Raw genomic sequence first — 22,609 nt, 5'->3', positions numbered from 1 at the left:
CACCTCACGGACGGCCCCCGGCGCCCCCGGTCAGGTCACCCGAGTCCCGCACCGTCCCGTCCACGTACACCCAGGCCCCGTCCACGCGGTCGAACCGGCTCCGCTCGGTCAACGTGCCGGGCCGCCCGGCGTCCGTGTACGAAGCCCGGAACGTCACCGTTCCCGTCCGGTGGAACACGGACCCCTCGGCCACCTCGACGATCTCCAGCCCCGTCCAGTGCGGACCGCCGTCCAGCTCCAGGGCCGCCGGCCGGGTCGCCGGATGCCAGGTGCGCACCAGGTACGACGCGTCCCGCACGACGTAGGCCGCGTACCGGGACCGCATCAACGCCTCGGCCGTCGGCGCGACCGACGCGCCCCGGTGGAACGGCCCGCAGCAGCGGTCGTACCGCTCGCCCGACCCGCACGGGCAGTCCACGGGGGCCTGCGGGGAACGGGGCGTACGGGAGGACCGGGCGCGTCGCGACATGCCCGCCATTGTGCCGGACCCCCTGGCCCCGGGGTGCTCCGTCCGCGCCCCGGCTCCGGTGCGGTCGCAGGTCTCTCCGCGCACCGGTGGACTCGGCCTGCTCTCGGCCGACCCGTGCCCACTGCCTGGCTCTGTCTGCGGCCGGTCGTCCCGCCATGTTCGGAACGGGTGCCCGCCAGTCGACGGAATTCCTCGCCTTTCGGTGGGCGGATTTGCTGTCCAGCCCGTCCTCGGGAATCGGAAGTGCACGCCGAACGGCTGCTCCAGTATCGGCGGTGGGAGGCGTGTTTACGTCATGGGTGATCGATCTGCTGCCCCGCGGCACGCATCTGAGCTGGGGAGACGTGAAGATGAGGCATTTGCCCTCCCCTCCTTTTCTGGAAATGTGGAAATGCTGATGATCTAGGCAGCGGTCTATAGCGGTGGCGTAATGAGTGCTGCATGAGCCGCTGAGTCGGAAGTGCTGGGCGACTCAGCGGTCACCACGGAGCGAAGAGAGACCGATGAACCTAATGCTGCGTGCCGGCGCCCTGACCGCCGTGACCGCCGCAGTGGCGCTGGGAGCCGTAGCCTTCGCCACGCACGATCCGTCCGAAGCCCCCGCCGACCGTCCCGGACTCTCCGTCATCACCGCCCACGGCAAGGACCGCTTGCCTGCCGCCACCGCGGCGGACTGGGTGACGTACGCAGACCACGTCGTGGTCGTGACTCCGGTGGCGGAACGGGAGATTGCCCCCGGACAGGAGGAGATCGAACGGGGTGAGGGTGTCATCTTCCGGGACGTCACCCTCCGCGTCGACCGTGTGCTCTGGTCCCGTCCGGCTCCTGACCTGCCCGCGCCGCCATCCTTCTCCTGGACCGCTTACGGCTGGCAGTTCACCGAGGGCAGCCTCGCCAACCGCACCGAGATGGCCGGCGACGAGGAGCCCCGTATCGAGTCCGGCCACAGCTACGTCATGGCCGTCGAATGGGCCGAGCCCCACTGCACTCCCGGTGACGCACAGGCGCCCGGCCAATGGCGCGGACTGGGCGCCGACTCGACGATCCCCTTCGACAACGGTGTTCTGGGGCAGGGCGAGTCAGCGGGCACTGTGGTCAGCCCTCAGCCGCAGCGCGCAGCCGTGGTCGACCCCAGTGATCCCCACCGCACCCTTGAGGCGCAGGTGGCGGGCCAGTCCGCGGAGCACCTGACATCGGTGCTGAACAGCGCGGTGCCCGGTCAGCGGAAACAGATCGGCCCGCCCGCTGCCCGTACCCCCTGCGGATGAGCGGGCGCCCTGGGAGCCGGCGGTCCGTCGCTCGGCGTCGTCACCCGCACCCCAATGATCGTTCGTGAGCCCAGGGGTGTCGGGACGGACAAGGAATCACCATCGTTCAGCGCGAGGAGTCGGAACCCATGCAAAGCCCGGAAACCGTCCTGCCGGCACGAGGCAGGAAGGCCCGCCGTCGCGCTCCGGCCCTGTTGGCCGCCGCCTCGGCGTTCGTGATGCTGACCGCCACCGACAGTGCGGCGGCCCGTACGGACAACATCGTTCCCACCTTCCACTACATCAACCTCTGTACGGAGAACGGTGGGCTGTGTCAGACGGACAACGCCGATCTGACCTACTACATGGACAGTGGCGGTGGCGACGCGCTTGAGGAGTCGGACAAGAACCGAATGCGCACCATGCTCAAGAACGAGTACTCGCCCACCGATTTGAAGATCAGCTACGACTCGACGCCATCGTGGAGCGGGGCAGCCGAAACCGACATCTACTACGCGGAGGGTGCCGTCTCCGGGAGCGCCGTCGGGATCTCCTGGTGCAATGACGCGATCGCCCGTACCTACAAGTGCGATCAGAACTACATCCGCATCGAGTCTGCGTGGATGGACTACTCGACGATGTGTCACGAGACAGGCCACGCGGTCGGCCTCACCCATGGAAACATCGCTGACCCGCCGCGTCACAAGGACGACCCGATCTTGGGGTGCATGACGGTCAACGTCAACAACTCGGACCTGGGCGCGAACAACAAGGCGAACATCAACTCGGTCTACTGACCGACGGCGAACGAGGAAAGCAAAAGACCCCACATCACATGGGGTCTCAGCTGGTGTCCGAGGGGGGACTTGAACCCCCACGCCCGATAAAGGGCACTAGCACCTCAAGCTAGCGCGTCTGCCATTCCGCCACCCGGACCGGTGGTCTGTCGCGGTTTCCCGCGGCGACGTGGGAAACCATAGCAAAGATTCCGTCCCCTGATCACGCCCGTCTGCCCTGCTCCCCGGCGCCCCGCACGCACCCCCCGCCCCCGCCCGGTCCCGGCTGCGTGAACGGTGCATGTCGGGCGGGGTCCACCCTTGGAGGCGGAGGGGAGGAGGGAGAGTATGGGGAGAGGAACAGCAGGCAGCGACAGTGGGAGGAACCGCCGTGAGCGAGTCGAACAGGGCCGCCGGACCTCGGGGTGTGACCGGGGAGGACGAGGTCGTCGACCTCTGTCGCGACCTCATCCGGATCGACACGAGCAACTACGGCGACCACTCGGGTCCCGGCGAGCGCAAGGCCGCCGAGTACGTGGCCGAGAAGCTCGCCGAGGTCGGACTGGAGCCCCGGGTCATCGAGTCCCACCCCGGCCGCGCCTCCACGGTCGCCCGCATCGAGGGCGAGGACCCGTCCCGCCCGGCGCTGCTCATCCACGGACACACCGACGTGGTGCCCGCGAACGCCGCCGACTGGACGCACGACCCGTTCTCCGGCGAGATCGCGGACGGTTGCGTGTGGGGGCGGGGCGCCGTCGACATGAAGGACATGGACGCGATGACCCTCGCGGTCGTCCGCGACCGGCTGCGCAGCGGGCGCAAGCCCCCGCGGGACATCGTGCTGGCCTTCCTCGCCGACGAGGAGGCCGGCGGCGCGTACGGCGCCCGGTACCTCGTCGACAAGCACCCCGACCTCTTCGAAGGGGTCACCGAGGCCATCGGCGAGGTCGGCGGGTTCTCCTTCACCGTCAACGAGAAGCTGCGGCTCTACCTGGTGGAGACCGCTCAGAAGGGCATGCACTGGATGCGGCTCACCGTCGAGGGCACGGCGGGTCACGGGTCGATGACCAACAACGACAACGCCATCACGGAACTGTGCGAGGCCGTCGGGCGGCTCGGTCGCCACCAGTGGCCGGTGCGGGTCACCAAGACCGTGCGCTCGTTCCTCGACGAGCTGTCCGACGCGCTCGGCACCCCGCTCGACCCGGAGGACATGGACGCCACGCTCGCCAAGCTGGGCGGCATCGCCAAGATGGTGGGCGCGACCCTGCGCAACTCCGCGGCCCCGACCATGCTCGGTGCCGGCTACAAGGTCAACGTCATCCCGGGCGAGGCGACCGCGCACGTCGACGGCCGGTTCCTGCCGGGCCACGAGGAGGAGTTCCTCGCCGACCTCGACCGCATCCTCGGCCCGCGCGTCAAGCGGGAGGACGTGCACGGCGACAAGGCGCTGGAGACCAGCTTCGACGGTGACCTGGTGGACGCCATGCAGACGGCCCTCAGCGCCGAGGACCCCATCGCCCGGGCCGTCCCCTACATGCTGTCCGGTGGCACCGACGCCAAGTCCTTCGACGACCTGGGCATCCGCTGCTTCGGCTTCGCCCCGCTGAAGCTGCCGCCGGAGCTGGACTTCGCGGGCATGTTCCACGGCGTGGACGAGCGGGTGCCGGTGGACGGCCTCCAGTTCGGCGTACGGGTGCTCGACCGGTTCATCGACGCGTCCTGACCGGCGGCCCCACCGGGCGACCGAATCGGTAGTTCGTACGAAAGTGACTGAATAGGGTGAATGCGAAGATACGCTCGTAGCTCCATTGCTTCCCCCTCGTTACTGGTCATGCGGCCCGAGGTCGGGGCCGTACTGCCCAACAAGGAGGAACAATGATCAAGAAGGTCGTCGCCGTCGCGGCTGCCGCTGGTGGCCTGATGCTCGCGGGCGCGGGCCTCGCCTCTGCCGACGCCGGTGCCCAGGGCGCCGCCGTGGGTTCCCCGGGCGTGCTGTCCGGCAACGTCATCCAGGTGCCCGTCCACGTTCCGGTGAACGTCTGCGGCAACACCGTGAACGTGATCGGTCTGCTGAACCCCGCCTTCGGCAACACCTGCATCAACGGCTGACGCCACGCCTGCCCTGAGGCCCTGAGGCTGAGGTACCGGCCCCGGAGTGCGAGCCACGCACTCCGGGGCCGGTGTCGTTCCCGTTCCGCCCCGTCCACCGGGAGTTCCGGGCGGGCCGGGCCGGGCGGCCCCCCTCGGCGGAGGCTGTCGCGTAGATCACAGACGGCCGATTCCGTCGAGCACACGGGGCCAGCGGGTGGCCGTGTCGAGGCGGTGGTGAATCACCCGGTCGTGCGACTGTCCGTCACCGCGGAGGGGGTCCGGCCCGGGCCCGACCCCCTCCGTGCGGGTCGTGGCGCGTCACCAGGTGGCGCGCAACTGGCGGATGATCCGTCGACGAAGCCGTACCCGTCGACTCCCGTCGGGGTTCAGTCGCAAACGCTCCAACTCCCAGTGTCCGTACTCTGCGTGGTCGGTCAGCAGGCGGGTCGTGTCCTTGCGAGTCACCCCGCGCGGCACGTACACGTCGACAAATTCGTATTCCGGCATCGCCATCTATTGTGCGGGCACGGGCCGGGTACGGATAGCGTCTGCACTATGTCTGATGCTGCGCAGCCCACGGTTGCCGAGGTACGCGCCGCCGCCGAGGCGGTGAAGGCCGCTCTGGACCGTCACCTTGCGGCGGTCGAGAGCAGGTCGGGTGAGGACGACCCGGCCGTCTACGAGGCGTTCAACGAGTTGGCGGTGGCCGCCGAGGAGTACGACGAGCTGCTCTACGACCGCTACGACGAGGTCACCCCCTTCGAGATCCCCGGTTCCGAGGACACCCTTCCGCCGTACACGGGTCCCGAGGATCCGCACGCGCTCAGCGTGCTGATCCGCCGTGACTACGTGGTGGTGGAACCGCAGCGCCTGATGGCCCAGGCCCAGCGGGTGGAGGCCGCCGAAGCGGACGGTGCGCCGCTCACCGACTCGGCGGGCAGCACCGTGCACGGTGCGCTCGGCGTCCTCTTCGGCGAGTTCGAACCCGATGAGATCGCCTCCCGGCACAAGGAGTTCGGCTTGGAGGAGGGGGACTCCACCCTCTGGGTGACCGCCGCCGACGACCCCGCCGACCCGGGGGAGTGGTTGGAGGGCCCGTTCGACCAGGCCGACCCGCAGCGCGTGGTGTGCCGCTTCGACGTCAGCGCCGTCTTCGACGAGGAGTACGACGACGGGGACGCTGACGGCGAGGACGAGGGCGACGAGGAGGGTGAAGACGTGGAGGACGACCAGGACGGCCAGGGCCACGGGGACCCCGACGACTCCGACGTCCGGTCCGACCTCGACGTCGAGTCCGACGAGGACCTGGACACCGACCTCGACGGGCCACCCGACCGGGCACGGGGCGACGCACGCAGACGGTGACGCGCCGGCCGGGGCCCACCGGGCCCCGGCCGCTCGCTATCCGGCGCTGGTCGGGCCCTGGCCGCGCAGGAGCACCGGCAATCTGGTGGTGCGGGGCTTCGGCGCGCCCTCCGCGACCGCCTGCGGCAGCGCCTGTTCCACCCCGTGCACCACGGACAGGTGCTGCTCCCCGCGCCCGAACGCCGTGTACACCCAGGGCCGGCTCAACGCCTGCGCGGCGTCCCCCGGCAACACCACGACGGCGGCCGGCCAGCGCCGCCCCACCGCCTGGTGCGCGGTCATCGCCCAGCCGTGCCGCACCGTCCGTTCGACCTGCTCCCGGGGGACCAGGACGGGCGCACCGTCGCACTCCAGGCGCAGCCCCTCGGCATCGGCGCCCACGACCCGCCCCGGCGCCGACCGCCCGGGCGCCGGTGACCACACGATCCGGTCACCCGGGTCGAAGCCGCCGAACCGGCCGGGCCCGGGATTGAGGCGTTCCTTCAACGCGGAGTTCAGAGCGCGGGTGCCCGCCGCCCCGCCGTGACCCGGGGTGATCACCTGGGTGCCCTCGGGCGGGACGCCCAGGGCCCTGGGCAGCGAGTCGGCGACCAGCTGCACGGTGCGGTGCACGGCCTCGCCCGCGTCCCGCACGGGGACGATCACGACCTCCTTGCCCGGGGCCTCCACCTGGGGCAGCTCACCGAAGGCGACACTGCTGGTCAGCTCCCCGATCGGACCCGGATCCGGGGTCCGGGACGCGATCTGCGGGCACACCCGGGCCGCCAGCAGATCGGCGAACACCCGGCCGGGACCGGCTGACCACAGCAGTGCGGGGTCACCGCTCAGGACGAGCCGCGCGCCGTCCCCCAGCGACTCCACCAGCATCGCCGCGTTCTCCACGTCGAGCTGCGGGGCGTCCAGCACCACCAGGAGGTCGACGGCGAGCGCGCCCTCGGCGTCGCGGCCCGGCCCCTCCGTCCCGGCCAGCAACCCCGCGACCGTCACGACCGCAGCCGCCGGCACCGGGGCAGCCGGGTTCGACGCCGTCAGGAGCTTCGCGAACCGGTCCCGGCCGTCGGCCGTGTGGGTGGCCGCCACCACCCGCTGCCCCCGTGCGAGGGCGCCGGCGACCAGCGCGGCGGGCTCGGCGCGGGCCGCCTCGCCGCCGGTGTGCAGCACCAGGGCGTGCGTCGCCGAGGCGCGGATCAGCTCGGCGGCCGAGCCGACCGCCCCGCCGCCCCGGGCCTCGTCCGGCCCGTCGCCCGGCCCGGCCGGGGCGTTCACCAACCGGGAGAGGCCGTCAGCCAGGCTCTCCTCGGCCAGCGCGAAGCGCTCCAGGCCGATCAACACCCGTACCGGAGGCTCCGCCTCCTCGCCCGGAGCCTCCTCGTCCGGGGTCCCGTCGACCGGGCTGCCGTCGACCGCCACGGTCGGCGCCCCGTCGGTCTGCGGGGCCGCGTCCAGGGCGTCCTGGAACACCAGCACCTCGCCCTCGGCGACGGCGCCGCGCAGCGCCTCGTCGGCAGCCGGTACCGACCGCTGGGCCAGCGCCGCGCTCAGCGCGGGCGCGTCCAGCGCGGTGTGTCCGGCGAGGGCCGCCTGGCCCAGCAGCCACACCGTGACGGCGCGACCGCGCCGCTCGTCGTCCGGGCGGCAGTCCGGGCCCAGCAGCGCCCGGGCGAAACCGTCGGCCTGCTCGGGTCGTACCCCCGCGACCTGGAGCAACTGCCACGGGTCCGCGCGCAGTACGGACCCGGCGTCCTCGCCGAGCGCCGTGGACACCTGGGGGGCGAGGGACTCGGGAGCGCCGCCCTCGGTGAGCACCGTCCGTACGGCGCTCACCGTCGAGGGCGCCGGACCCGGGGCGGGGGCCGGCACCGAGGCCGTGACCGGGCGAGGCGCGGGGGCTGCGGCCGGAGCGGGGCTGCGGGGGGCCTCCGTCGGCTCCGCGAACGTCCGGGCGGGCCGTTCGCCGCTCTCCACCGCACGGACGGCGGCGAGCAGTTCGGCCGCCGTGCCGCTCAGCTTGGCGCCGCTGTCGATCGGCGCCTCCCGTTCGGCCTTGCGCCGCTCGATGCGCTCCCGCACCTCGCGCTGCGCGGCGAGCTCGGCTTCGGCCTCCGTGGGGCCCTGAGCCCCGTCGGTGCTCCCGGCCGGGTCCGCGGCACCGCCGGTGTCGCCCCCCTCGGATACGCCTTCCCCGGCGTCCGTTCCCTCCGCTTCGGTTCCGCCCGTGTCCGCTTTGCCGACGTCCGTGCCGGCGCCGGCCGTGCGGGTGTCATCCGTACCGGTGTCGTTCGTGCCCGTGTCGTTCGTGCCCGTGTCGTTCGTGTCCGCGTCGGGGGGCGTCGCTCCGGGCCCGGAGCCGTCGCCGTCCTGGGCCGCCTCCGGCCGGGCGTCCGCACCCGCGGGAGCGTCCGCCGGCTCCCCGGCTGCGGTCTCCGCGCTGGGCGCCCCGGCTTGGGGGTGCGTGCTCACAACGTGCTCCAGTCCTGGTCGGGATAGCGGTGGACGGGCGCCGACACATCGTCGAGGGCCCGACAGATCTCGTCAGGAAGATTAAGCGTCTCCACTGACAGCGCGGCGGCGAGCTGCTGCGCGTTGCGCGGACCGATGATCGGCGCGGTCACCCCGGGCCGGTCCCGCACCCAGGCCAGGGCCACCTGGAGGGGCGTGACGGCCAGTCCGTCCGCAGCGGTCGTCAGGGCGTCGACGATCCGACCCGCCTCCTCGTCCAGGTACGGCTCCACGAACAGGGACAGGTGCTCGGAGGCGCCGCGCGAGTTCGGCGGAGTGCTGTGCCGGTACTTGCCGGTGAGCACCCCGCGCCCGAGCGGGGACGAGGGGAGCAGCCCCACCCCCAGGTCCACCGCCGCCGGCAGCACCTCGCGCTCCACTCCGCGCTGGAGCAGGGAGTACTCCATCTGCGTACTGGCCAGCCGGGCGCGGGTGCCCGGGGCGGCCAGCTGCCAGGTGGCCGCCTTCGCCAGCTGCCAACCGCAGTAGTTGGACACCCCCGCGTACCTGGCGCGCCCGCTGCTCACCGCGATGTCCACGGCCTGGAGGGTCTCCTCCAGCGGGGTCGTCGGGTCGAAGGCGTGGAGTTGCCACAGGTCGACGTGGTCCGTGCCGAGTCGGGCCAGCGAGGCGTCGAGGGCGCTCAGCAGGTGCCCCCGCGAGCCGTCGAAGCGACGCTCCGGATCGGGGACGCTGCCGGCCTTCGTCGCGATCACCAGGTCCCGACGGGGCACCAGGCGTTCTATCAGCTGCCCGAGCAGGTACTCGGCCTCCCCACCGCCGTACACGTCGGCGGTGTCGACGAGGGTGCCGCCCGCCTCCCAGAAGGTCTTCATCAGGTCGGCGGCGTCGCTCTCGTCGGTGTCACGGCCCCAGGTCAGGGTGCCGAGCCCGATGCGGGACACGCGCAGGCCGGTACGGCCGAGATACCTCTGCTCCATGGGCGTCGACATTACTGGCCAGATGTCCACGGGTGCGGAAGCCTGTGGATAACTGACGACAACCGGTGCCGAACCGACACGACGGCCCGTCCCGGACGACCTGCCGTGCGGGGTCCGGCCGCAGCCCCCGTCCCGTCCCCTGACGGATCGCCCGCCGCGCGCTAGGGTTCGCCGCACAGACAACGTTACTGACCAGTAAGGGGCATCGGTCATGCAACTCGGGATCAATCTCGGCTACTGGGGCGCGGGCATGGACGGCGACAACCTCGCGGTGGCCAAGGAGGCGGACCGCCTCGGCTACGCGGTGTGCTGGGCCGCCGAGGCGTACGGTTCGGACGCCCCGACCGTGCTGGCCTGGGTCGCCGCCCACACCGAACGCATCGACGTCGGCTCCGCGATCCTCCAGATCCCGGCCCGACAGCCCGCGATGACCGCGATGACCGCCGCCACCCTGGACTCGCTCTCCGGCGGTCGGTTCCGCCTCGGCCTCGGGGTGTCCGGCCCGCAGGTCTCCGAGGGCTGGTACGGCGTGAAGTTCGACAAGCCGCTCGCCCGCACCCGCGAGTACGTCGAGATCGTCCGCCGGGCCATGACCCGCGAACGCCTCTCCTACGAGGGCCAGCACTGGACGCTCCCGCTGCCCGACGGACCCGGGAAGCCGCTCAAGCTGACCGTGCACCCGCAACGCCCCCACATCCCGCTGTACATCGCCGCGATCGGCCCGAAGAACCTGGAGCAGACCGGGGAGATCGCCGACGGCGCCCTGCTGATCTTCCCCTCCGCCGACCACCTGGAGGAGACCGCCGTCCGTCATCTGCGCGCCGGCCGGGAGAAGGCCGGTCTGACCCTGGACGGCTTCGACGTCTGCCCCACGCTGCCGCTGGCGGTCGGTGCGGACCGGGACGTCACCGCGCTCGCCGACACCTTCCGCCCGTACACCGCGCTCTACGTGGGCGGCATGGGAAGTCGCCAGCAGAACTTCTACAACCAGTTGGCCGGGCGCATGGGGTACGAACGGGAGGCCGCCGAGATCCAGGACCGCTACCTGTCCGGCGACAAGGCCGGGGCCGCCGCCGCCGTTCCGCACGAGTTGATCGACTCCACCACACTGCTCGGTTCCGTCGACCGCATCGCCGACCGGATGAAGGCGTACGCCGCCGCCGGAGTCACCACGCTCACCCTGGCCCCCGCCGGATTCACCCTCGACGAGCGCCTCGCCGCCCTGCGCGCCGGCACCGAGGCCCTGGAACGTGCGGGACTGGCCTGAGCCGACCCGGTCGCCGTCCGGCGGGGGCGGCCCCGACGACGCACCGCCCCCCGGCGCATCCCCGCCGGGCGGGCGGTTCCCGGACAGGGGGCCCGCGGCCGTGGTGGGGGCTCGGGGGTCTTCCCCGCCACGGCCGTCACCCAGCACAACGCGGCACCGCCCGCACGGTTACGCACCGGACCGTGCGGTGCGCGTCCTTCGTTCGGCCGAGCCGACGCCCACACCTGTTGCCGTCGGGCGCGTCCCGCACTTGACTCGTTCTGCGCGGACCCCTGCACGGAGGTGGCAGTCATGCTCTCGGCCAAGAGCCTGTTCCAGGAGATCCTCGACAACGACGAGTCGTTCCGCCTGTTCTGCTCCATCGCGGCCAGCGGCGAGTCCCAGGGCGGGTGGGAGAACGCCCGGATCGCGGCCCTCGTCCCCGCCGTCGAACGGGACCTGGCCCCCAAGGTGGTCCGGCACGGTGCCGACGAGGACAAGCACGGGCGCATCTTCAACGCGCTGATCAAGAAGCGCGGCCTCACCCCCGTGGAGGTGCCGGGGGACACCGACTACACCATGCTGCTGGAACGGCGGGGCATCGGCCTCGCCCACGACAAGCTCCACCGGGACGAGCCCCTGACCGTCCAGGACCTCGTCACCTACCTGGCCCACAGCCGCGTCACCGAACAGCGCGCCTCCGAGCAGATGGAACTGCTGCGGCGCCTCTTCGGCGACCACCCCGACATCGGCCGGGCGGTGAAGATGATCTCCCACGACGAGGACAACCACCTCGCCTACTGCCACGAGGAACTGCTGCGCTTCGCGTACGCGGGACACGGCCGGGCCATCCAACGCACGCTCCGTGAGTGCGCGCACGCCGAGATCCGGGTCTACCGGGACGTCAGCCTCGCCGTGATGGCCCACATGGGCCGCATCCTGGGCTGGTCCCGGGCCAAGGCGGCGGTCCTCGCGGCCGGCATCCACGCCGTGTACGCGTACGAGCGGGCCCACGGTTGGCGGCGGATGGTCTCGCTGGCGATGCCCGAACGCCGCGACGCGCTCGGCGGACCCGCCACCTCCGCCGCCGAGTTCGCCTGACCCCGGCACCTGCGGCGCGGTCGGCCCCTCACAGCCAGCCGCGCCGCTTGAACGTCCGGTACAGCGCGACCTCCAGCACCACCATCAGCCCGATCACCGCCGGATACGACCAGACCCAGTGCAACTCCGGCATGTGGTCGAAGTTCATGCCGTAGATCCCGGCGATCATCGTCGGGACCGCCGCCATCGCCGCCCACGCCGAGATCTTCCGCATGTCGTCGTTCTGCCGCACGCTCATCTGCGCCAGGTGCGCCGACAGGATGTCCGACACCAGACGGTCCAGGCCCTCCACGGACTCGTTCACCCGCATCAGATGGTCGTTGACGTCACGGAAGAAGGGCTGCGCGGACTCCTTCACGAACGGCACCGCCACCGCGAACGGCCCCGTCCCCGCCAGCCGCCCGAGCGGTACCGACAGGGGCACCGTCGCCCGGCGGAACTCCAGGATCTGCCGCTTGAAGGTGTAGATCCGCATCGCCGTGTGCCGTGACCGGCCGCCCTCCGGCGAGAAGACCTCGGCCTCCAACTCCTCCAGGTCCGTCTGGAGTTCCGTGGCCACCTCCAAGTAGTGGTCGACCACCGCGTCCGCGATCGCGTACAGCACCGCCGTGGGGCCCTTGCGCAGCAGGCCGGGCTCCGACTCCAGCCGCCGCCGCACCTCCCCGAGCGGCGCCCCCTCGCCGTGCCGGACCGTCACCAGGAACGAGTCGCCGAGGAAGACCATCACCTCGCCCGAGGACACCGTGTCGCCCTCCGGCTCGTACACCACGGGTTTCAGCACCACGAAGAGCGAGTCGTCGTACACCTCCAGCTTGGGCCGTTGGTGCGCCTTCAAGGCGTCCTCCACCGCCAGGGGGTGCAGCCCGAACTCCTCCCTGACGTGCGCGAACTCCTCCTCCGTCGGTTCGTGCAGCCCCATCCACACGAAGGCGTCCTCGCTCGCGCGGGCCCGCGCGAGCGCATCGGGCAGGTCGACGGGCCCCTCGACGCGGCGTCCGTCCCGGTAGATGGCGCAGTCCACGATCACGCACCACCTGTTCCCCTCCGGCCCCGGAGGCACACCCCCGTCGTCCTAGGCTGTCGTCATGCCCACGCTGATCCTCGTCCGACACGGACGCTCCACCGCCAACACCGCGGGCCTGCTCGCGGGCTGGACCCCCGGTGTGACCCTCGACGAACGCGGCACCGACCAGGCCGCCACCCTCCCCGGCCGGCTCGACGGCGTTCCCCTCGCCACGGTCGTCAGCAGCCCCCTCGAACGCTGCCGGCAGACCGTCGCACCCCTGCTCGCCGCCCGGCCCGGACTCACCCTGCATACCGACGAACGGGTCGGCGAGGCCCACTACGGCGAGTGGACCGGCCGCAAGCTGTCCGAGCTGAACCAAGAACCCCTCATGGCGGCCGTCCAGCAACACCCCTCCGCCGTCGCGTTCCCCGGCGGCGAGTCGATGCGGGCCATGGCCACCCGGGCCGCCGAAGCCGTCCGCGAGTGGAACGCCCGGGTCGCCGACGAGCACGGCGCGGACGCCACCTACCTGGTGTGTTCGCACGGCGACATCATCAAGGCACTGGTCGCCGACGCCCTCGGTCTCCATCTGGACCTCTTCCAACGGGTGTCCGTGGAACCCTGTTCGGTGACCGTCATCCGCTACACACCCGTGCGTCCCTTCCTGGTCCGGCTCGGAGACACCGGCGACTTCGCCTCGCTCGTCCCCCGCGAGGACGCCGAGCACGCCGAGCACGCCGAGCACGCCGAGCACGCCGAGGACCCAGTCGCGGACACCGGCGGGGCCGACGGGACCGCGACGGTGGGTGGAGGCGCGGGCGCGCCGTGATCGCGGACCGCAGTAGGGTGAAGCGGTCGGAGCAAAGCAGCAACCCCCGGGCGATCCTCTGATCGACCCGTCGATTCCAAGGGAGACAGGACGTGTCCCGTCAGGTGTTCCTCTACGACCCGCCGGAGCGTTTCGTGGCCGGCACGGTCGGTCTGCCAGGGCGCCGTACCTTCTTCCTCCAGGCATCGTCCGGCTCCCGGGTCACGAGCGTCGCCCTGGAGAAGACCCAAGTCGCCGCCCTCGCGGAGCGCATGGACGAACTGTTGGACGAGGTCGTCCGGCGGAGCGGGGGCAGCGCGGCCGTGCCGGCCGTGGCGCCCACCGAGATCTCCGACACCGCACCCCTCGACACCCCGGTCGAGGAGGAGTTCCGGGTCGGCACCATGGCGCTCGCCTGGGACGGCGACGAGCAGCGGATGGTCGTCGAGGCGCAGGCCCTCGTCGAACTCGACGCGGACTCCGAGGAGGACCTCGCCGAGGCCGAGGAACGACTCCTCCAGGACGAGGAGAACGGCCCGCCGATGTTGCGCGTCCGCCTCTCCGGAGTGCAGGCCCGGGCCTTCGCCAAGCGGGCCCTGGACGTCGTCAATGCGGGTCGCCCGCCCTGCCCGCTGTGCAGTCTGCCGCTCGACCCGGAGGGACACGTATGCCCGCGCCAGAACGGATACCGCCGCGGGGCGTGACCGTCACCGAGCTGCTCGCCCACGGCGAGCTGACGATCCGCGGCCGTATCCGGGAGGCGTCCAACACGGCCCTGTACTGCACGGTCGAGCACGAGGGGGAGCGCGCCGCCTGCGTCTACAAGCCGGTCGCCGGTGAACGCCCGCTGTGGGACTTCCCCGACGGCGACCTCGCCCGGCGTGAGGTCGCCGCCTACGAGGTCGCCGAGGTCCTCGGCCGGGACCTGGTGCCCCCCACCGTGCTCCGGGACGGTCCGCACGGCGAGGGCATGTGCCAACTGTGGATCGACAGCGACCCCGAAGCGTCCGGCGACGGTCTGCTCGCCCTCCTGGACGCGCGCGAGCCCGGGCCGGGCTGGAAGGCCGTGGGCTTCGCCGAGGTCGGCGAGGGGCGCACCGCCCTGCTGGTGCACGCCGACGACGACCGGCTGCGCCGCCTCGCGGTGCTCGACGCCGTCATCAACAACGCCGACCGCAAGGGGGGCCATCTGCTGCCGACCGCCGACGGCCGGCTCTACGGCATCGACCACGGCGTGACCTTCCACACGGACGACAAGTTGCGCACCCTCCTGTGGGGCTGGGCGGGCGAGCCGCTGACCACCGGGGCGCTGGCCGCCCTCACCGCGCTGCGGGCCGCCCTGGAGCCCGAAGAGCCCCTGGCCACACGGCTCGCGGAACTGATCACCGGGCCGGAGATCGACGCCACGCGGGCCCGGGTGGCCGCATTGCTGGCCTCCGGCGTCCACCCGCGGCCCGGCGGGCAGTGGCCCGCGATTCCCTGGCCACCGGTTTAAACCCTTGGCCACCGGTGTAGCGGACGCACCGTCCGGTTACGCTCATGTCATGCATGCCTGGCCCGCTTCTGAGGTCCCCGCCCTGCCCGGACGGGGCCGCGACCTTCGGATTCACGACACCGCGACCGGCGGCCTCGTCGATCTCGCCCCCGGTCCCGTCGCCCGTATCTACGTCTGCGGCATCACGCCGTACGACGCGACCCATCTGGGTCACGCGGCGACCTACAACGCGTTCGACCTCGTTCAGCGCGTGTGGCTCGACACCAAGCGCCAGGTCCACTACGTGCAAAACGTCACCGACATCGACGATCCGCTCCTGGAACGGGCGGAGCGCGACGGTGTCGACTGGGCGGGGCTCGCCCACCGCGAGACCGACCTCTTCCGCGAGGACATGACCGCCCTGCGGATGCTCCCGCCGCGCCACTACATAGGGGCCGTCGAAGCCATACCGGGGATCGTCCCCCTGGTCGAACGCCTCAGGGACGCGGGCGCCGCCTACGAGCTGGAGGGCGACGTCTACTTCTCCGTCGAGTCCGATCCGCACTTCGGCGAGGTGTCCCGCCTCGATGCCGCCGCGATGCGGCTGCTGTCCGCCGAACGCGGTGGCGACCCCGACCGTCCCGGCAAGAAGAACCCGCTCGACCCCATGCTCTGGATGGCGGCCCGCGACGGCGAGCCCCACTGGGACGGCGGTTCCCTCGGCCCCGGTCGGCCCGGCTGGCACATCGAGTGCGTGGCCATCGCCCTGGACCACCTCGGGATGGGCTTCGACATCCAGGGCGGCGGCTCCGACCTCGCCTTCCCGCACCACGAGATGGGCGCCTCCCACGCCCAGGCGCTGACCGGCGAGCACCCCTTCGCCCGGGCGTACGTCCACGCCGGAATGGTCGGCCTGCACGGCGAGAAGATGTCGAAGTCCAAGGGCAACCTGGTCTTCGTCTCCACCCTGCGCCGCGAGGGCGTCGACCCGGCCGCGATCCGGCTGGCCCTGCTGGCGCACCACTACCGCAGCGACTGGGAGTGGACCGACACCGTCCTCGGGGACGCCGTGGACCGCCTCGGGCGCTGGCGCGCCGCCGTCTCGCGCCCCGACGGCCCCGCGGCGCAGGCCCTGGTCGAGGAGGTCCGCCAGGCCCTTTCCCAGGACCTGGACGCTCCCGCCGCGCTCGCCGCTGTCGACCGCTGGGCCGCCCGCCAGGCCGCGGAGGGCGGCAGCGACGAGGGCGCGCCCGGTGTGGTCTCCCGCACCGTGGACGCCCTGCTGGGCGTCGCCCTGTAGCGCGCCACCACGGTCAGCGCACGGTGCCCCCGGGCCCTCCCGCCACGACGGGGGAGGGCCCGGGGGCACCGTTCATGAGCAGGGCGCGTCGCCCGCTGCCAGGGCGGCGTCCAGTCGGCGCCGTAGATGGGCCCGCTCGGGCGCGGTGCCGGCGAGGGCGAGCGCCGCGCGGTAGGCCACGACGGCTTCGGCCCGCCGGCCGAGCAGGTGCAGCAGCTCGGCCCGCGCCGCCGCGTACGGGTGGTGGCCGCGTAGCCGCGGTTCGTCGGCGAGGGCGTCGAGCAGGGCGAGCCCGGCGGCCGGACCGTCCCGCAGCGCCACCGCCACCGCCCGGTTCAGCGCGACGACGGGGGACGGGGCGATCGCGAGCAGCACGTCGTACAGGGCGACGATCTGCGGCCAGTCGGTGTCCGCCGGGTCCGTGGCCTCGTCGTGCAGCGCGGCGATCGCCGCCTGCACCCCGTACGGTCCGGGCGGGCCCGGCGCCAGCGCCCGGGGCACCAGGGCGAGCCCCTCCTCGATCATCGGCCGGTCCCAGCGGCTCCGGTCCTGGTCGGCCAGGAGGACCAGGGCGCCGTCCGGTCCGGTCCGGGCGGCGCGGCGCGCGTGGACCAGCAGCATCAGCGCGAGCAGCCCCGTGACCTCCCGTTCCGTGGGCAGCAGCCGGTGCAGCAGGCGGGTCAGACGGATCGCCTCCTCGGCGAGGTCCAGCCGCTGCAACCGCGGCCCCGCACTGGCCGCGTACCCCTCGGTGAAGATCGAGTAGAGGACCTGGAGCACACCGGGCAGGCGCCGCGGCAGTTCGTCGGGGCCGGGGACGCGGAACGGGACGCGCGCCTCCCGGATCTTCTTCTTCGCCCGGACGATCCGCTGGGCCATGGTCGCCGTGGGCATCAGATAGGCCCGGGCGACCTCGGGCGTCGTCAGCCCCGCCAGGCAGCGCAGCACCAGGGCGCCCCGGGCGTCCTCCGCCAGCGCGGGGTGGGCGCAGGTGAAGAACAGTTGGAGCCGCTCGTCGGGCAGGTCCCGGGTGGTGTCGGCGGGCGGGGCGGGGGCCGCCCGGTCCGCCTCGGCCTGGAGGACGGCGAGCCGGGTGGCGTACGTCTGGTCGCGGCGCAGCCGGTCGACGGCCTTGCGCCTGGCCGTGGTCAGCAGCCAGGCGCCCGGTCGTGCGGGCACGCCGTCCACGGGCCAGTGCCGCAGCGCCGCCTCCACGGCCTCCGAGGCGACCTCCTCGGCCAGGTCGAGATCGCCGAACCGGCCGACGAGCGAGGCGAGCAACCGTCCGCGCTCCTCACGGAACACCTGTTCGACCGCTCGGTCGGCGGCGCTCACCTCGCCCCCCTCGTCGGCGGGGTGCGGCCGGCCCGTGTCCGTCATGATCCGTTCCTTCGGTCCCGGAGCCTCAGCCGGTGAAGTCGGCGATCGGCCGCACGACGACCGCGCCGTCGCCGAGCGCCCCCGGACAGCGGGCGGCCCAGTCCAGTGCCGCGTCCAGGTCCGGCACGTCGATGACGTAGAAACCGCCCAGGAACTCGCGCGTCTCCGCGAACGGGCCGTCGGTCACGGTCCGCTCGCCCTCGGCGGAGACCCGCACGGTGGTCGCGGTGACCAGGTCGGCGAGGGATTCGCCCGAGACGTAGATCCCGGCGTCCTGCACCGCCTTGGTGTACGCGATCCAGTCCGAGACCTCGCAGCCGGCGGAGCTGCCCGATGCGTCGGCGGAGCTGGTCTGGATCAGCAGCATGTACTTCATGGTTCGACTCCTGTCGTCAAGGTGTGTCAGCGGCGGTGATCCGCCGTACACCCTGACGACGAACGGAACACCGACGGATCGACACCGCTGCCGAAGATTCTTCTCCAGATCGATGACATCCGGGCGGCGAGGGCTCGGGCGCCCCCTGGTGCCGCAGGCGAATCCGCAGGTCAGTAGCGGTTCAGAGGGCGAAACGACGAACGGGCCGTCGCACGGGAGATTCCTCCCGTGCGACGGCCCGTACCCGCGTTGCGGCGGTTCAGTCCGTCTCCCGCTCCGGTCCGTCCCCCGAAGACCCGTCCTCGGAGTCGGCGCCCGGGGGCTCCTCCCCGGACGGTGCGCGGCGTTCCCCGGACGGGCCCTTGGCCTCGGCTGCGGGGCCGTCGCCCTCCCGCGCCTCGGCGCCGTCGGCCGCCCGCTGCGGACGGGGCGGACGGGTCCGCTCGCTCGGCGACTCGCGCAGGTACGCCGCGGCCTCACCGCCGTCGGTGGTGAGCCCCGGCGCGGTGGCCGCGGGGCCGTTCCCGCCGTCCCGCCGCCGGAGATAGCGTTCGAACTCCCGTGCGATGGCCTCCCCGGACGCCTCCGGGAGCTCCGCGGTGTCCCGGGCCTCCTCCAGGGTCTGGACGTACTCCGCGACCTCGCTGTCCTCGGCGGCGAGCTGGTCCACGCCGAGCTGCCACGCCCGCGCGTCCTCCGGTAGTTCCCCGAGCGGGATGCGCAGGTCGATCAGGTCCTCCAGCCGGTTGAGCAGGGCCAGGGTCGCCTTCGGGTTCGGCGGCTGCGACACGTAGTGCGGAACGGCCGCCCACAGCGACACCGCGGGCACACCGGCGTGGGTGCACGCCTCCTGGAGGATGCCGACGATGCCGGTCGGGCCCTCGTACTTGGTCTCCTCCAGGTCCATCGTGCGCGCCAGGTCCGGATCGGAGGTGACCCCGCTGACCGGTACCGGTCGGGTGTGCGGGGTGTCGCCGAGCAGCGCCCCGAGGATCACCACCAGTTCGACGCCCAACTCGTGCGCGAAGCCCAGCAACTCGTTGCAGAACGACCGCCACCGCATCGACGGCTCGATGCCCCGGACCAGCACCAGGTCACGCGGCTTGTCACCGCCGACCCGCACCACGGACAGCCGCGTCGTCGGCCAGGTGACCTTCCGCACGCCGCCGTCCAACCACACCGTCGGCCGGTTGACCTGGAAGTCGTAGTAGTCCTCCGCGTCCAACGCGGCGAAGACCTCGCCCTTCCACTCCCTGTCGAGGTGCGCGACCGCGGTGGAGGCGGCGTCACCGGCATCGTTCCAGCCCTCGAACGCGGCCACCATGACCGGGTCGATCAGCTCGGGAACCCCGTCGAGCTCGATCACCCAGCGCCTCCTTCCGACAAGCCCTCACGTACGCCCCAACCTTACGGCCATCGGGGCGACCCGCCGCAGCCCCCTCGCACGGGGGAGTGAACGGACACTGCCCCGGTCAACGCCCGGTGACACCCCCGACCGGCGACCGATGATCCTCGGGCCCGACCGGTGGGGGCGGGGGCGGTCCGTGCGGACGCGGCGCCCGGGCCCGCTCAGCTCCAGAGCGTGGACGGAGCCGCCCGGCGGACCACGGGCGCGACCTCCTCGGCGAAGCGCTGGAGCGTGTCGACCTGCTCGCCGGCCGACAGCCCGAAGCCGTCCACGGTGACCGACTGGAGCTGGTGCCGGTACGCGGCGTGGTACCCGAGGATCTTGTCGATGATCTGTTGCGGCGAGCCGATGAGCTGGGGCCCGTCCGCGATGGCGTCCTCGATGGTCGTGAACGGGGTGTTGTAGCCGGGTCGACCCACCAGATGGGGCTTGAAGCTCTGCCGCACCCGGGCCTCGTACAGCTCCTTGTACCGGGCGACGGCCTGCTCGTGGGTGTCCGCGATGAGGAGCCCGCCGGACCCGGCACCGACGTACGCCTGTGCGGGGTCGTGCCCGTGCGCCTCGAAGCGCTCCCGGTAGTGGTCGATGAGCCGGACGTAGGCCGCCCGCGGCTGGACGGCGTTGGCGGTGAACAGCGGGTCCCCGTGTTGGGCCGCCAGTTCGGGGGAGTTGAGGCTGGTCGCCGAACCGTGCCAGACGCGCGGGGCACCCGCGAACGGGCGGGGCACGGTGGTGACGCCCTTCAACGCGGGCCGGAACTCGCCCTCCCAGTCGACGCCCTCCTCGCGCCAGAGCCGCCGCAGCAACTCGTACTTCTCCTTCTGGAGGTCCCACTGCCGCGCCTCGTCCAGCCCGAACAGATCGAAGTGACCGGCCTCGGCCCCCTTGCCGACGACCAGTTCGATCCGGCCCCGGGACAGCTGGTCCAAGGTGGCGTAGTCCTCCGCGACCCGCACCGGGTCGAGGATCGCCACCACCGTCACCCCGGTCAGCAGCCTGATCCGACGGGTCCGTGCGGCGAGCGCGCCGAGCAGGGCCGTCGGACTGGAGGAGAGGAACGCGCCCGCGTGCCGTTCCCCGATCGCGTACGCGTCGAAACCGAGCCGTTCGGCGGCGACCCCGGTCTCGACCACCTCCTGGAGACGGTCCGCGGCGGAGCTGAGCCGACCGGTCAGCGGGTGGGGCGCGTGGCCCACGATGGAGAGCACCTGGAACCTCATGCGTCCACTGTCCCGGCGCCGTGTTGCCGGGGTGTGTACGCGGCGTGGCGGCGGTCGCACGGCCGTTCGTGTCCGGAGCGTGCGCCGCGCCGGACGCACGAGGGCCGCCGGGCGGCTCCCCAGGGGGTGCCACCCGACGGCCGACGGGCGTCCGGGCGGAGCGGGGTCAGCGCCGCGCGTCCAGCAGCTGCCGGGTCCGCGCCCGCACCTCGTCGGTGTCCAGCCCGCGGACGGTCAGCGTGGTCCGGCGGCGCAGCACGTCGTCGACCGTCTCGGCCCACTCGTGGTCCCGGGCGTACACCACCTGGGCCCAGATCTCCGGGGCGTCCGGGTGGACGCGCGCGGCCAGCTGCGGGTCCTCGTTGGCGAGCCGGGCGATGTCGAAGGCCAGCGAGCCGTAGTGGGTGGCCAGGTGCCGGGCGGTGTCGGCGGCCATCCGCGGACCGGGGGTGCCGCCGTCGACCAGCAGCCGGTGCGCCACGGCCTGCGGGTTGGCGATGCCCGGCAGCGGCAGCCGGTTCGGCAGCGCCGACATGGGCTCCATGTCCTCGCCGAGCGGACGGCCCGGCAGCGCGGCGAGCTTGTCCATGATGGTGCGGCCGATGTGCCGGAAGGTCGTCCACTTGCCGCCCGCGACGGACAGCATGCCGCCCCGGCCCTCGCTCACGACCGTCTCCCGCTTGGCCTTGGACGTGTCGCCCGGGCCACCGGGCAGCACCCGCAGCCCCGCGAAGGAGTAGGTGATCAGCTCCCGGTCCAACTGCCGGTCCCGGACCGAGAACGCGGCCTCGTCGAGGATCTGCGCGGTGTCCTTCTCGGTCACCGCCACCTCCGACGGGTCGCCCTCGAACTCCTCGTCGGTGGTGCCCAGCAGGAGCATGTCCTCCCAGGGCAGCGCGAAGGTGATGCGGTACTTGTCGATGGGCGTGGCGAGCGCCGCCCGCCAGTGCGAGGTGCGCTTCAGGACCAGGTGGGCGCCCTTGGACAGGCGTATGGACGGGGCCGAGCCGGCGTCCTCCATCCGGCGCAGGTGGTCCACCCACGGCCCGGTCGCGTTGAGCACCAGCCGGGCGTCCACCCCGAACTCGGTGCCGTCCATGCGGTCCTTCAGTTCGGCACCGGTGACCCGGCCCCGGGTGAAGCGCAGCCCCGTGACCTCGGCGTGGTTGAGGACCACCGCTCCCGCCTCGACGGCCGCGCGCACGGTCATCAGGGCCATCCGGGAGTCGTTCATCTGGCCGTCGCCGTAGACCGCGACCGCCTTCAGGTTGTCCGTGCGCAACTCCGGCACGTCCCGCTGGGCCCGCGCGGGCGACAGCAGGTGGCCCACGCCGTCGCCGAACGCGGAGAGCGCCGAGTACGCGAAGACGCCCGCCCCGAGCTTCGCCGCGCCGTGCGGGCCGCCCTTGTACACCGGGAGGTAGAACGTGAGCGGGTTCGCCAGGTGGGGCGCCACCTCACGGGAGACCGCCCGCCGCTCGAAGTGGTTCTCCGCGACGAGCTTCACGGCCCCGGTCTGGAGGTACCGCAGCCCGCCGTGGAGCAGCTTGGACGAGGCCGACGAGGTGGCGCCGGCGAAGTCGGCGGCGTCCACCAGGGCCACCCGCAACCCCGACTGGGCGGCGTGCCAGGCCGTCGAGATGCCGAGGATGCCGCCCCCGATGACCAGGAGGTCGTACGTCGCCCGCGACAGCTGCTCCCGGGTCTCGGCGCGGCTCTGCTGCGAACCGGCACCGGGGTGCAGCCCGAGCGTGGGGTAGGCGGCGCCTGGCTGGGTGGTCATGGTGTCGTGCTCCTCGTCAGCTCTCGAAGTCGGGCCCCCCGGTGGACCCCGCCGCGCCCCCGGGGGGCACTTAACATCGTAGTAGAAACAACCCAAAGACCCAAACAAGCCCAATA

Annotated in this window: 21 protein-coding genes and 1 tRNA gene; 11 read left to right on the top strand and 11 right to left on the bottom strand. The window is 72.5% G+C overall.

What is annotated here, in order from left to right; all coding sequences use genetic code 11:
* Positions 1–4: 4 nt before the first annotated feature.
* Complete coding sequence (locus tag ACFWIA_RS05725; RefSeq protein ID WP_387000724.1) at positions 5–469, bottom strand: YchJ family protein; 465 nt, start codon at positions 467–469, stop codon at positions 5–7.
* A 503-nt stretch (positions 470–972) separates the two neighbouring features.
* Here ACFWIA_RS05725 and ACFWIA_RS05720 point away from each other — a divergent pair.
* The gene (locus ACFWIA_RS05720; protein WP_387000722.1) at positions 973–1,737 is read left to right on the top strand and encodes a hypothetical protein; all 765 of its coding nucleotides are present in this window, start codon (positions 973–975) and stop codon (positions 1,735–1,737) included.
* 128 nt (positions 1,738–1,865) lie between these two features.
* Complete coding sequence (locus ACFWIA_RS05715) at positions 1,866–2,513, top strand: hypothetical protein (protein ID WP_387000720.1); 648 nt, start codon at positions 1,866–1,868, stop codon at positions 2,511–2,513.
* 51 nt (positions 2,514–2,564) lie between these two features.
* Here ACFWIA_RS05715 and ACFWIA_RS05710 read toward each other — a convergent pair.
* Positions 2,565–2,652, bottom strand: a tRNA-Leu gene (locus ACFWIA_RS05710).
* Between the two features lie 231 nt (positions 2,653–2,883).
* On the opposite strand from ACFWIA_RS05710, the gene ACFWIA_RS05705 reads away from it, so the two are divergent.
* Positions 2,884–4,218, top strand: a complete 1,335-nt coding sequence (locus ACFWIA_RS05705; RefSeq protein WP_387000719.1) for a M20/M25/M40 family metallo-hydrolase — start codon at positions 2,884–2,886, stop codon at positions 4,216–4,218.
* Between the two features lie 152 nt (positions 4,219–4,370).
* Positions 4,371–4,604, top strand: coding sequence for a chaplin (locus ACFWIA_RS05700; protein ID WP_387000717.1), 234 nt, complete (start codon positions 4,371–4,373; stop codon positions 4,602–4,604).
* 300 nt (positions 4,605–4,904) lie between these two features.
* Here ACFWIA_RS05700 and ACFWIA_RS05695 read toward each other — a convergent pair whose 3' ends face one another.
* Complete coding sequence (locus ACFWIA_RS05695; protein WP_351242684.1) at positions 4,905–5,093, bottom strand: DUF5703 family protein; 189 nt, start codon at positions 5,091–5,093, stop codon at positions 4,905–4,907.
* 48 nt (positions 5,094–5,141) lie between these two features.
* Here ACFWIA_RS05695 and ACFWIA_RS05690 point away from each other — a divergent pair, with 48 nt between their 5' ends.
* Positions 5,142–5,951: a hypothetical protein gene (locus ACFWIA_RS05690; RefSeq protein ID WP_387000715.1), complete on the top strand. Its 810-nt coding sequence runs from the start codon at positions 5,142–5,144 to the stop codon at positions 5,949–5,951.
* A gap of 36 nt (positions 5,952–5,987) precedes the next feature.
* On the opposite strand, the gene ACFWIA_RS05685 is transcribed toward ACFWIA_RS05690, so the two are convergent.
* Both ACFWIA_RS05685 and ACFWIA_RS05680 read right to left on the bottom strand, forming a co-directional pair.
* Entirely contained in the window at positions 5,988–8,411 is a 2,424-nt protein-coding gene (locus ACFWIA_RS05685) for a helix-hairpin-helix domain-containing protein (protein ID WP_387000713.1), read from the bottom strand.
* Positions 8,408–9,391, bottom strand: coding sequence for an aldo/keto reductase (locus ACFWIA_RS05680; protein ID WP_387000711.1), 984 nt, complete (start codon positions 9,389–9,391; stop codon positions 8,408–8,410). Before ACFWIA_RS05680 ends, ACFWIA_RS05685 begins: the two co-directional genes overlap by 4 nt.
* Before the next feature lie 211 nt (positions 9,392–9,602).
* Here ACFWIA_RS05680 and ACFWIA_RS05675 point away from each other — a divergent pair, with 211 nt between their 5' ends.
* Together ACFWIA_RS05675 and ACFWIA_RS05670 are read left to right on the top strand one after the other, a co-directional pair.
* Positions 9,603–10,658 carry an LLM class F420-dependent oxidoreductase gene (locus tag ACFWIA_RS05675; protein WP_387000710.1) on the top strand — a complete coding sequence of 352 codons (1,056 nt, stop codon included), beginning with the start codon at positions 9,603–9,605 and terminating at the stop codon, positions 10,656–10,658.
* A 291-nt stretch (positions 10,659–10,949) separates the two neighbouring features.
* Complete coding sequence (locus tag ACFWIA_RS05670; protein ID WP_387000708.1) at positions 10,950–11,738, top strand: ferritin-like domain-containing protein; 789 nt, start codon at positions 10,950–10,952, stop codon at positions 11,736–11,738.
* A 28-nt stretch (positions 11,739–11,766) separates the two neighbouring features.
* Here the strand turns inward: ACFWIA_RS05670 and corA are convergent, their stop codons facing one another.
* Positions 11,767–12,765, bottom strand: coding sequence for a magnesium/cobalt transporter CorA (gene corA / locus ACFWIA_RS05665; protein WP_387000706.1), 999 nt, complete (start codon positions 12,763–12,765; stop codon positions 11,767–11,769).
* Positions 12,766–12,823: 58 nt separating this feature from the next.
* Here corA and ACFWIA_RS05660 point away from each other — a divergent pair, with 58 nt between their 5' ends.
* From ACFWIA_RS05660 to mshC, 4 genes are all read left to right on the top strand, one after another.
* The gene (locus tag ACFWIA_RS05660; RefSeq protein ID WP_387000705.1) at positions 12,824–13,573 is read left to right on the top strand and encodes a histidine phosphatase family protein; all 750 of its coding nucleotides are present in this window, start codon (positions 12,824–12,826) and stop codon (positions 13,571–13,573) included.
* Between the two features lie 92 nt (positions 13,574–13,665).
* Positions 13,666–14,256, top strand: a complete 591-nt coding sequence (locus tag ACFWIA_RS05655; protein WP_385760458.1) for a DUF3090 domain-containing protein — start codon at positions 13,666–13,668, stop codon at positions 14,254–14,256.
* Positions 14,220–15,047, top strand: a complete 828-nt coding sequence (locus ACFWIA_RS05650; protein WP_387000703.1) for an SCO1664 family protein — start codon at positions 14,220–14,222, stop codon at positions 15,045–15,047. Before ACFWIA_RS05655 ends, ACFWIA_RS05650 begins: the two co-directional genes overlap by 37 nt.
* 49 nt (positions 15,048–15,096) lie before the next feature.
* Entirely contained in the window at positions 15,097–16,326 is a 1,230-nt protein-coding gene (mshC, locus tag ACFWIA_RS05645) for a cysteine--1-D-myo-inosityl 2-amino-2-deoxy-alpha-D-glucopyranoside ligase (protein WP_387000701.1), read from the top strand.
* A gap of 72 nt (positions 16,327–16,398) precedes the next feature.
* Here mshC and ACFWIA_RS05640 read toward each other — a convergent pair whose 3' ends face one another.
* The 5 genes from ACFWIA_RS05640 to ACFWIA_RS05620 all read right to left on the bottom strand — a co-directional run bounded on the left by ACFWIA_RS05640 (position 16,399) and on the right by ACFWIA_RS05620 (position 22,493).
* Positions 16,399–17,706: an RNA polymerase sigma factor gene (locus ACFWIA_RS05640; RefSeq protein WP_387000699.1), complete on the bottom strand. Its 1,308-nt coding sequence runs from the start codon at positions 17,704–17,706 to the stop codon at positions 16,399–16,401.
* A 25-nt stretch (positions 17,707–17,731) separates the two neighbouring features.
* Positions 17,732–18,082, bottom strand: coding sequence for a YciI family protein (locus ACFWIA_RS05635; protein ID WP_387000697.1), 351 nt, complete (start codon positions 18,080–18,082; stop codon positions 17,732–17,734).
* A 259-nt stretch (positions 18,083–18,341) separates the two neighbouring features.
* Complete coding sequence (locus ACFWIA_RS05630; protein WP_387000695.1) at positions 18,342–19,448, bottom strand: PAC2 family protein; 1,107 nt, start codon at positions 19,446–19,448, stop codon at positions 18,342–18,344.
* Positions 19,449–19,651: 203 nt separating this feature from the next.
* Positions 19,652–20,710: an LLM class flavin-dependent oxidoreductase gene (locus ACFWIA_RS05625; protein ID WP_387000693.1), complete on the bottom strand. Its 1,059-nt coding sequence runs from the start codon at positions 20,708–20,710 to the stop codon at positions 19,652–19,654.
* 166 nt (positions 20,711–20,876) lie between these two features.
* Positions 20,877–22,493, bottom strand: coding sequence for an FAD-dependent oxidoreductase (locus ACFWIA_RS05620; RefSeq protein ID WP_387000691.1), 1,617 nt, complete (start codon positions 22,491–22,493; stop codon positions 20,877–20,879).
* Positions 22,494–22,609 lie beyond the last annotated feature (116 nt).

This window comes from Streptomyces sp. NPDC127068, from assembly GCF_042724695.1.
Classification (GTDB): domain Bacteria; phylum Actinomycetota; class Actinomycetes; order Streptomycetales; family Streptomycetaceae; genus Streptomyces.
Note: the sequence above shows the minus strand (reverse complement) of the source record. Positions and strands in the feature narration are given on the sequence as shown.

Excerpts from the sequence above, each read along its gene's own strand:
- ACFWIA_RS05725 (WP_387000724.1), bottom strand. The coding sequence starts at position 469 with ATGTCGCGACGCGCCCGGTCCTCCCGTACGCCCCGTTCCCCGCAGGCC.
- ACFWIA_RS05720 (WP_387000722.1), top strand. The coding sequence starts at position 973 with ATGAACCTAATGCTGCGTGCCGGCGCCCTGACCGCCGTGACCGCCGCA.
- ACFWIA_RS05715 (WP_387000720.1), top strand. The coding sequence starts at position 1,866 with ATGCAAAGCCCGGAAACCGTCCTGCCGGCACGAGGCAGGAAGGCCCGC.
- ACFWIA_RS05700 (WP_387000717.1), top strand. The coding sequence starts at position 4,371 with ATGATCAAGAAGGTCGTCGCCGTCGCGGCTGCCGCTGGTGGCCTGATG.
- ACFWIA_RS05695 (WP_351242684.1), bottom strand. The coding sequence starts at position 5,093 with ATGCCGGAATACGAATTTGTCGACGTGTACGTGCCGCGCGGGGTGACT.
- ACFWIA_RS05690 (WP_387000715.1), top strand. The coding sequence starts at position 5,142 with ATGTCTGATGCTGCGCAGCCCACGGTTGCCGAGGTACGCGCCGCCGCC.
- ACFWIA_RS05680 (WP_387000711.1), bottom strand. The coding sequence starts at position 9,391 with ATGGAGCAGAGGTATCTCGGCCGTACCGGCCTGCGCGTGTCCCGCATC.
- ACFWIA_RS05675 (WP_387000710.1), top strand. The coding sequence starts at position 9,603 with ATGCAACTCGGGATCAATCTCGGCTACTGGGGCGCGGGCATGGACGGC.
- ACFWIA_RS05670 (WP_387000708.1), top strand. The coding sequence starts at position 10,950 with ATGCTCTCGGCCAAGAGCCTGTTCCAGGAGATCCTCGACAACGACGAG.
- ACFWIA_RS05660 (WP_387000705.1), top strand. The coding sequence starts at position 12,824 with ATGCCCACGCTGATCCTCGTCCGACACGGACGCTCCACCGCCAACACC.
- ACFWIA_RS05650 (WP_387000703.1), top strand. The coding sequence starts at position 14,220 with ATGCCCGCGCCAGAACGGATACCGCCGCGGGGCGTGACCGTCACCGAG.
- mshC (WP_387000701.1), top strand. The coding sequence starts at position 15,097 with ATGCATGCCTGGCCCGCTTCTGAGGTCCCCGCCCTGCCCGGACGGGGC.
- ACFWIA_RS05640 (WP_387000699.1), bottom strand. The coding sequence starts at position 17,706 with ATGACGGACACGGGCCGGCCGCACCCCGCCGACGAGGGGGGCGAGGTG.
- ACFWIA_RS05635 (WP_387000697.1), bottom strand. The coding sequence starts at position 18,082 with ATGAAGTACATGCTGCTGATCCAGACCAGCTCCGCCGACGCATCGGGC.
- ACFWIA_RS05625 (WP_387000693.1), bottom strand. The coding sequence starts at position 20,710 with ATGAGGTTCCAGGTGCTCTCCATCGTGGGCCACGCGCCCCACCCGCTG.
- ACFWIA_RS05620 (WP_387000691.1), bottom strand. The coding sequence starts at position 22,493 with ATGACCACCCAGCCAGGCGCCGCCTACCCCACGCTCGGGCTGCACCCC.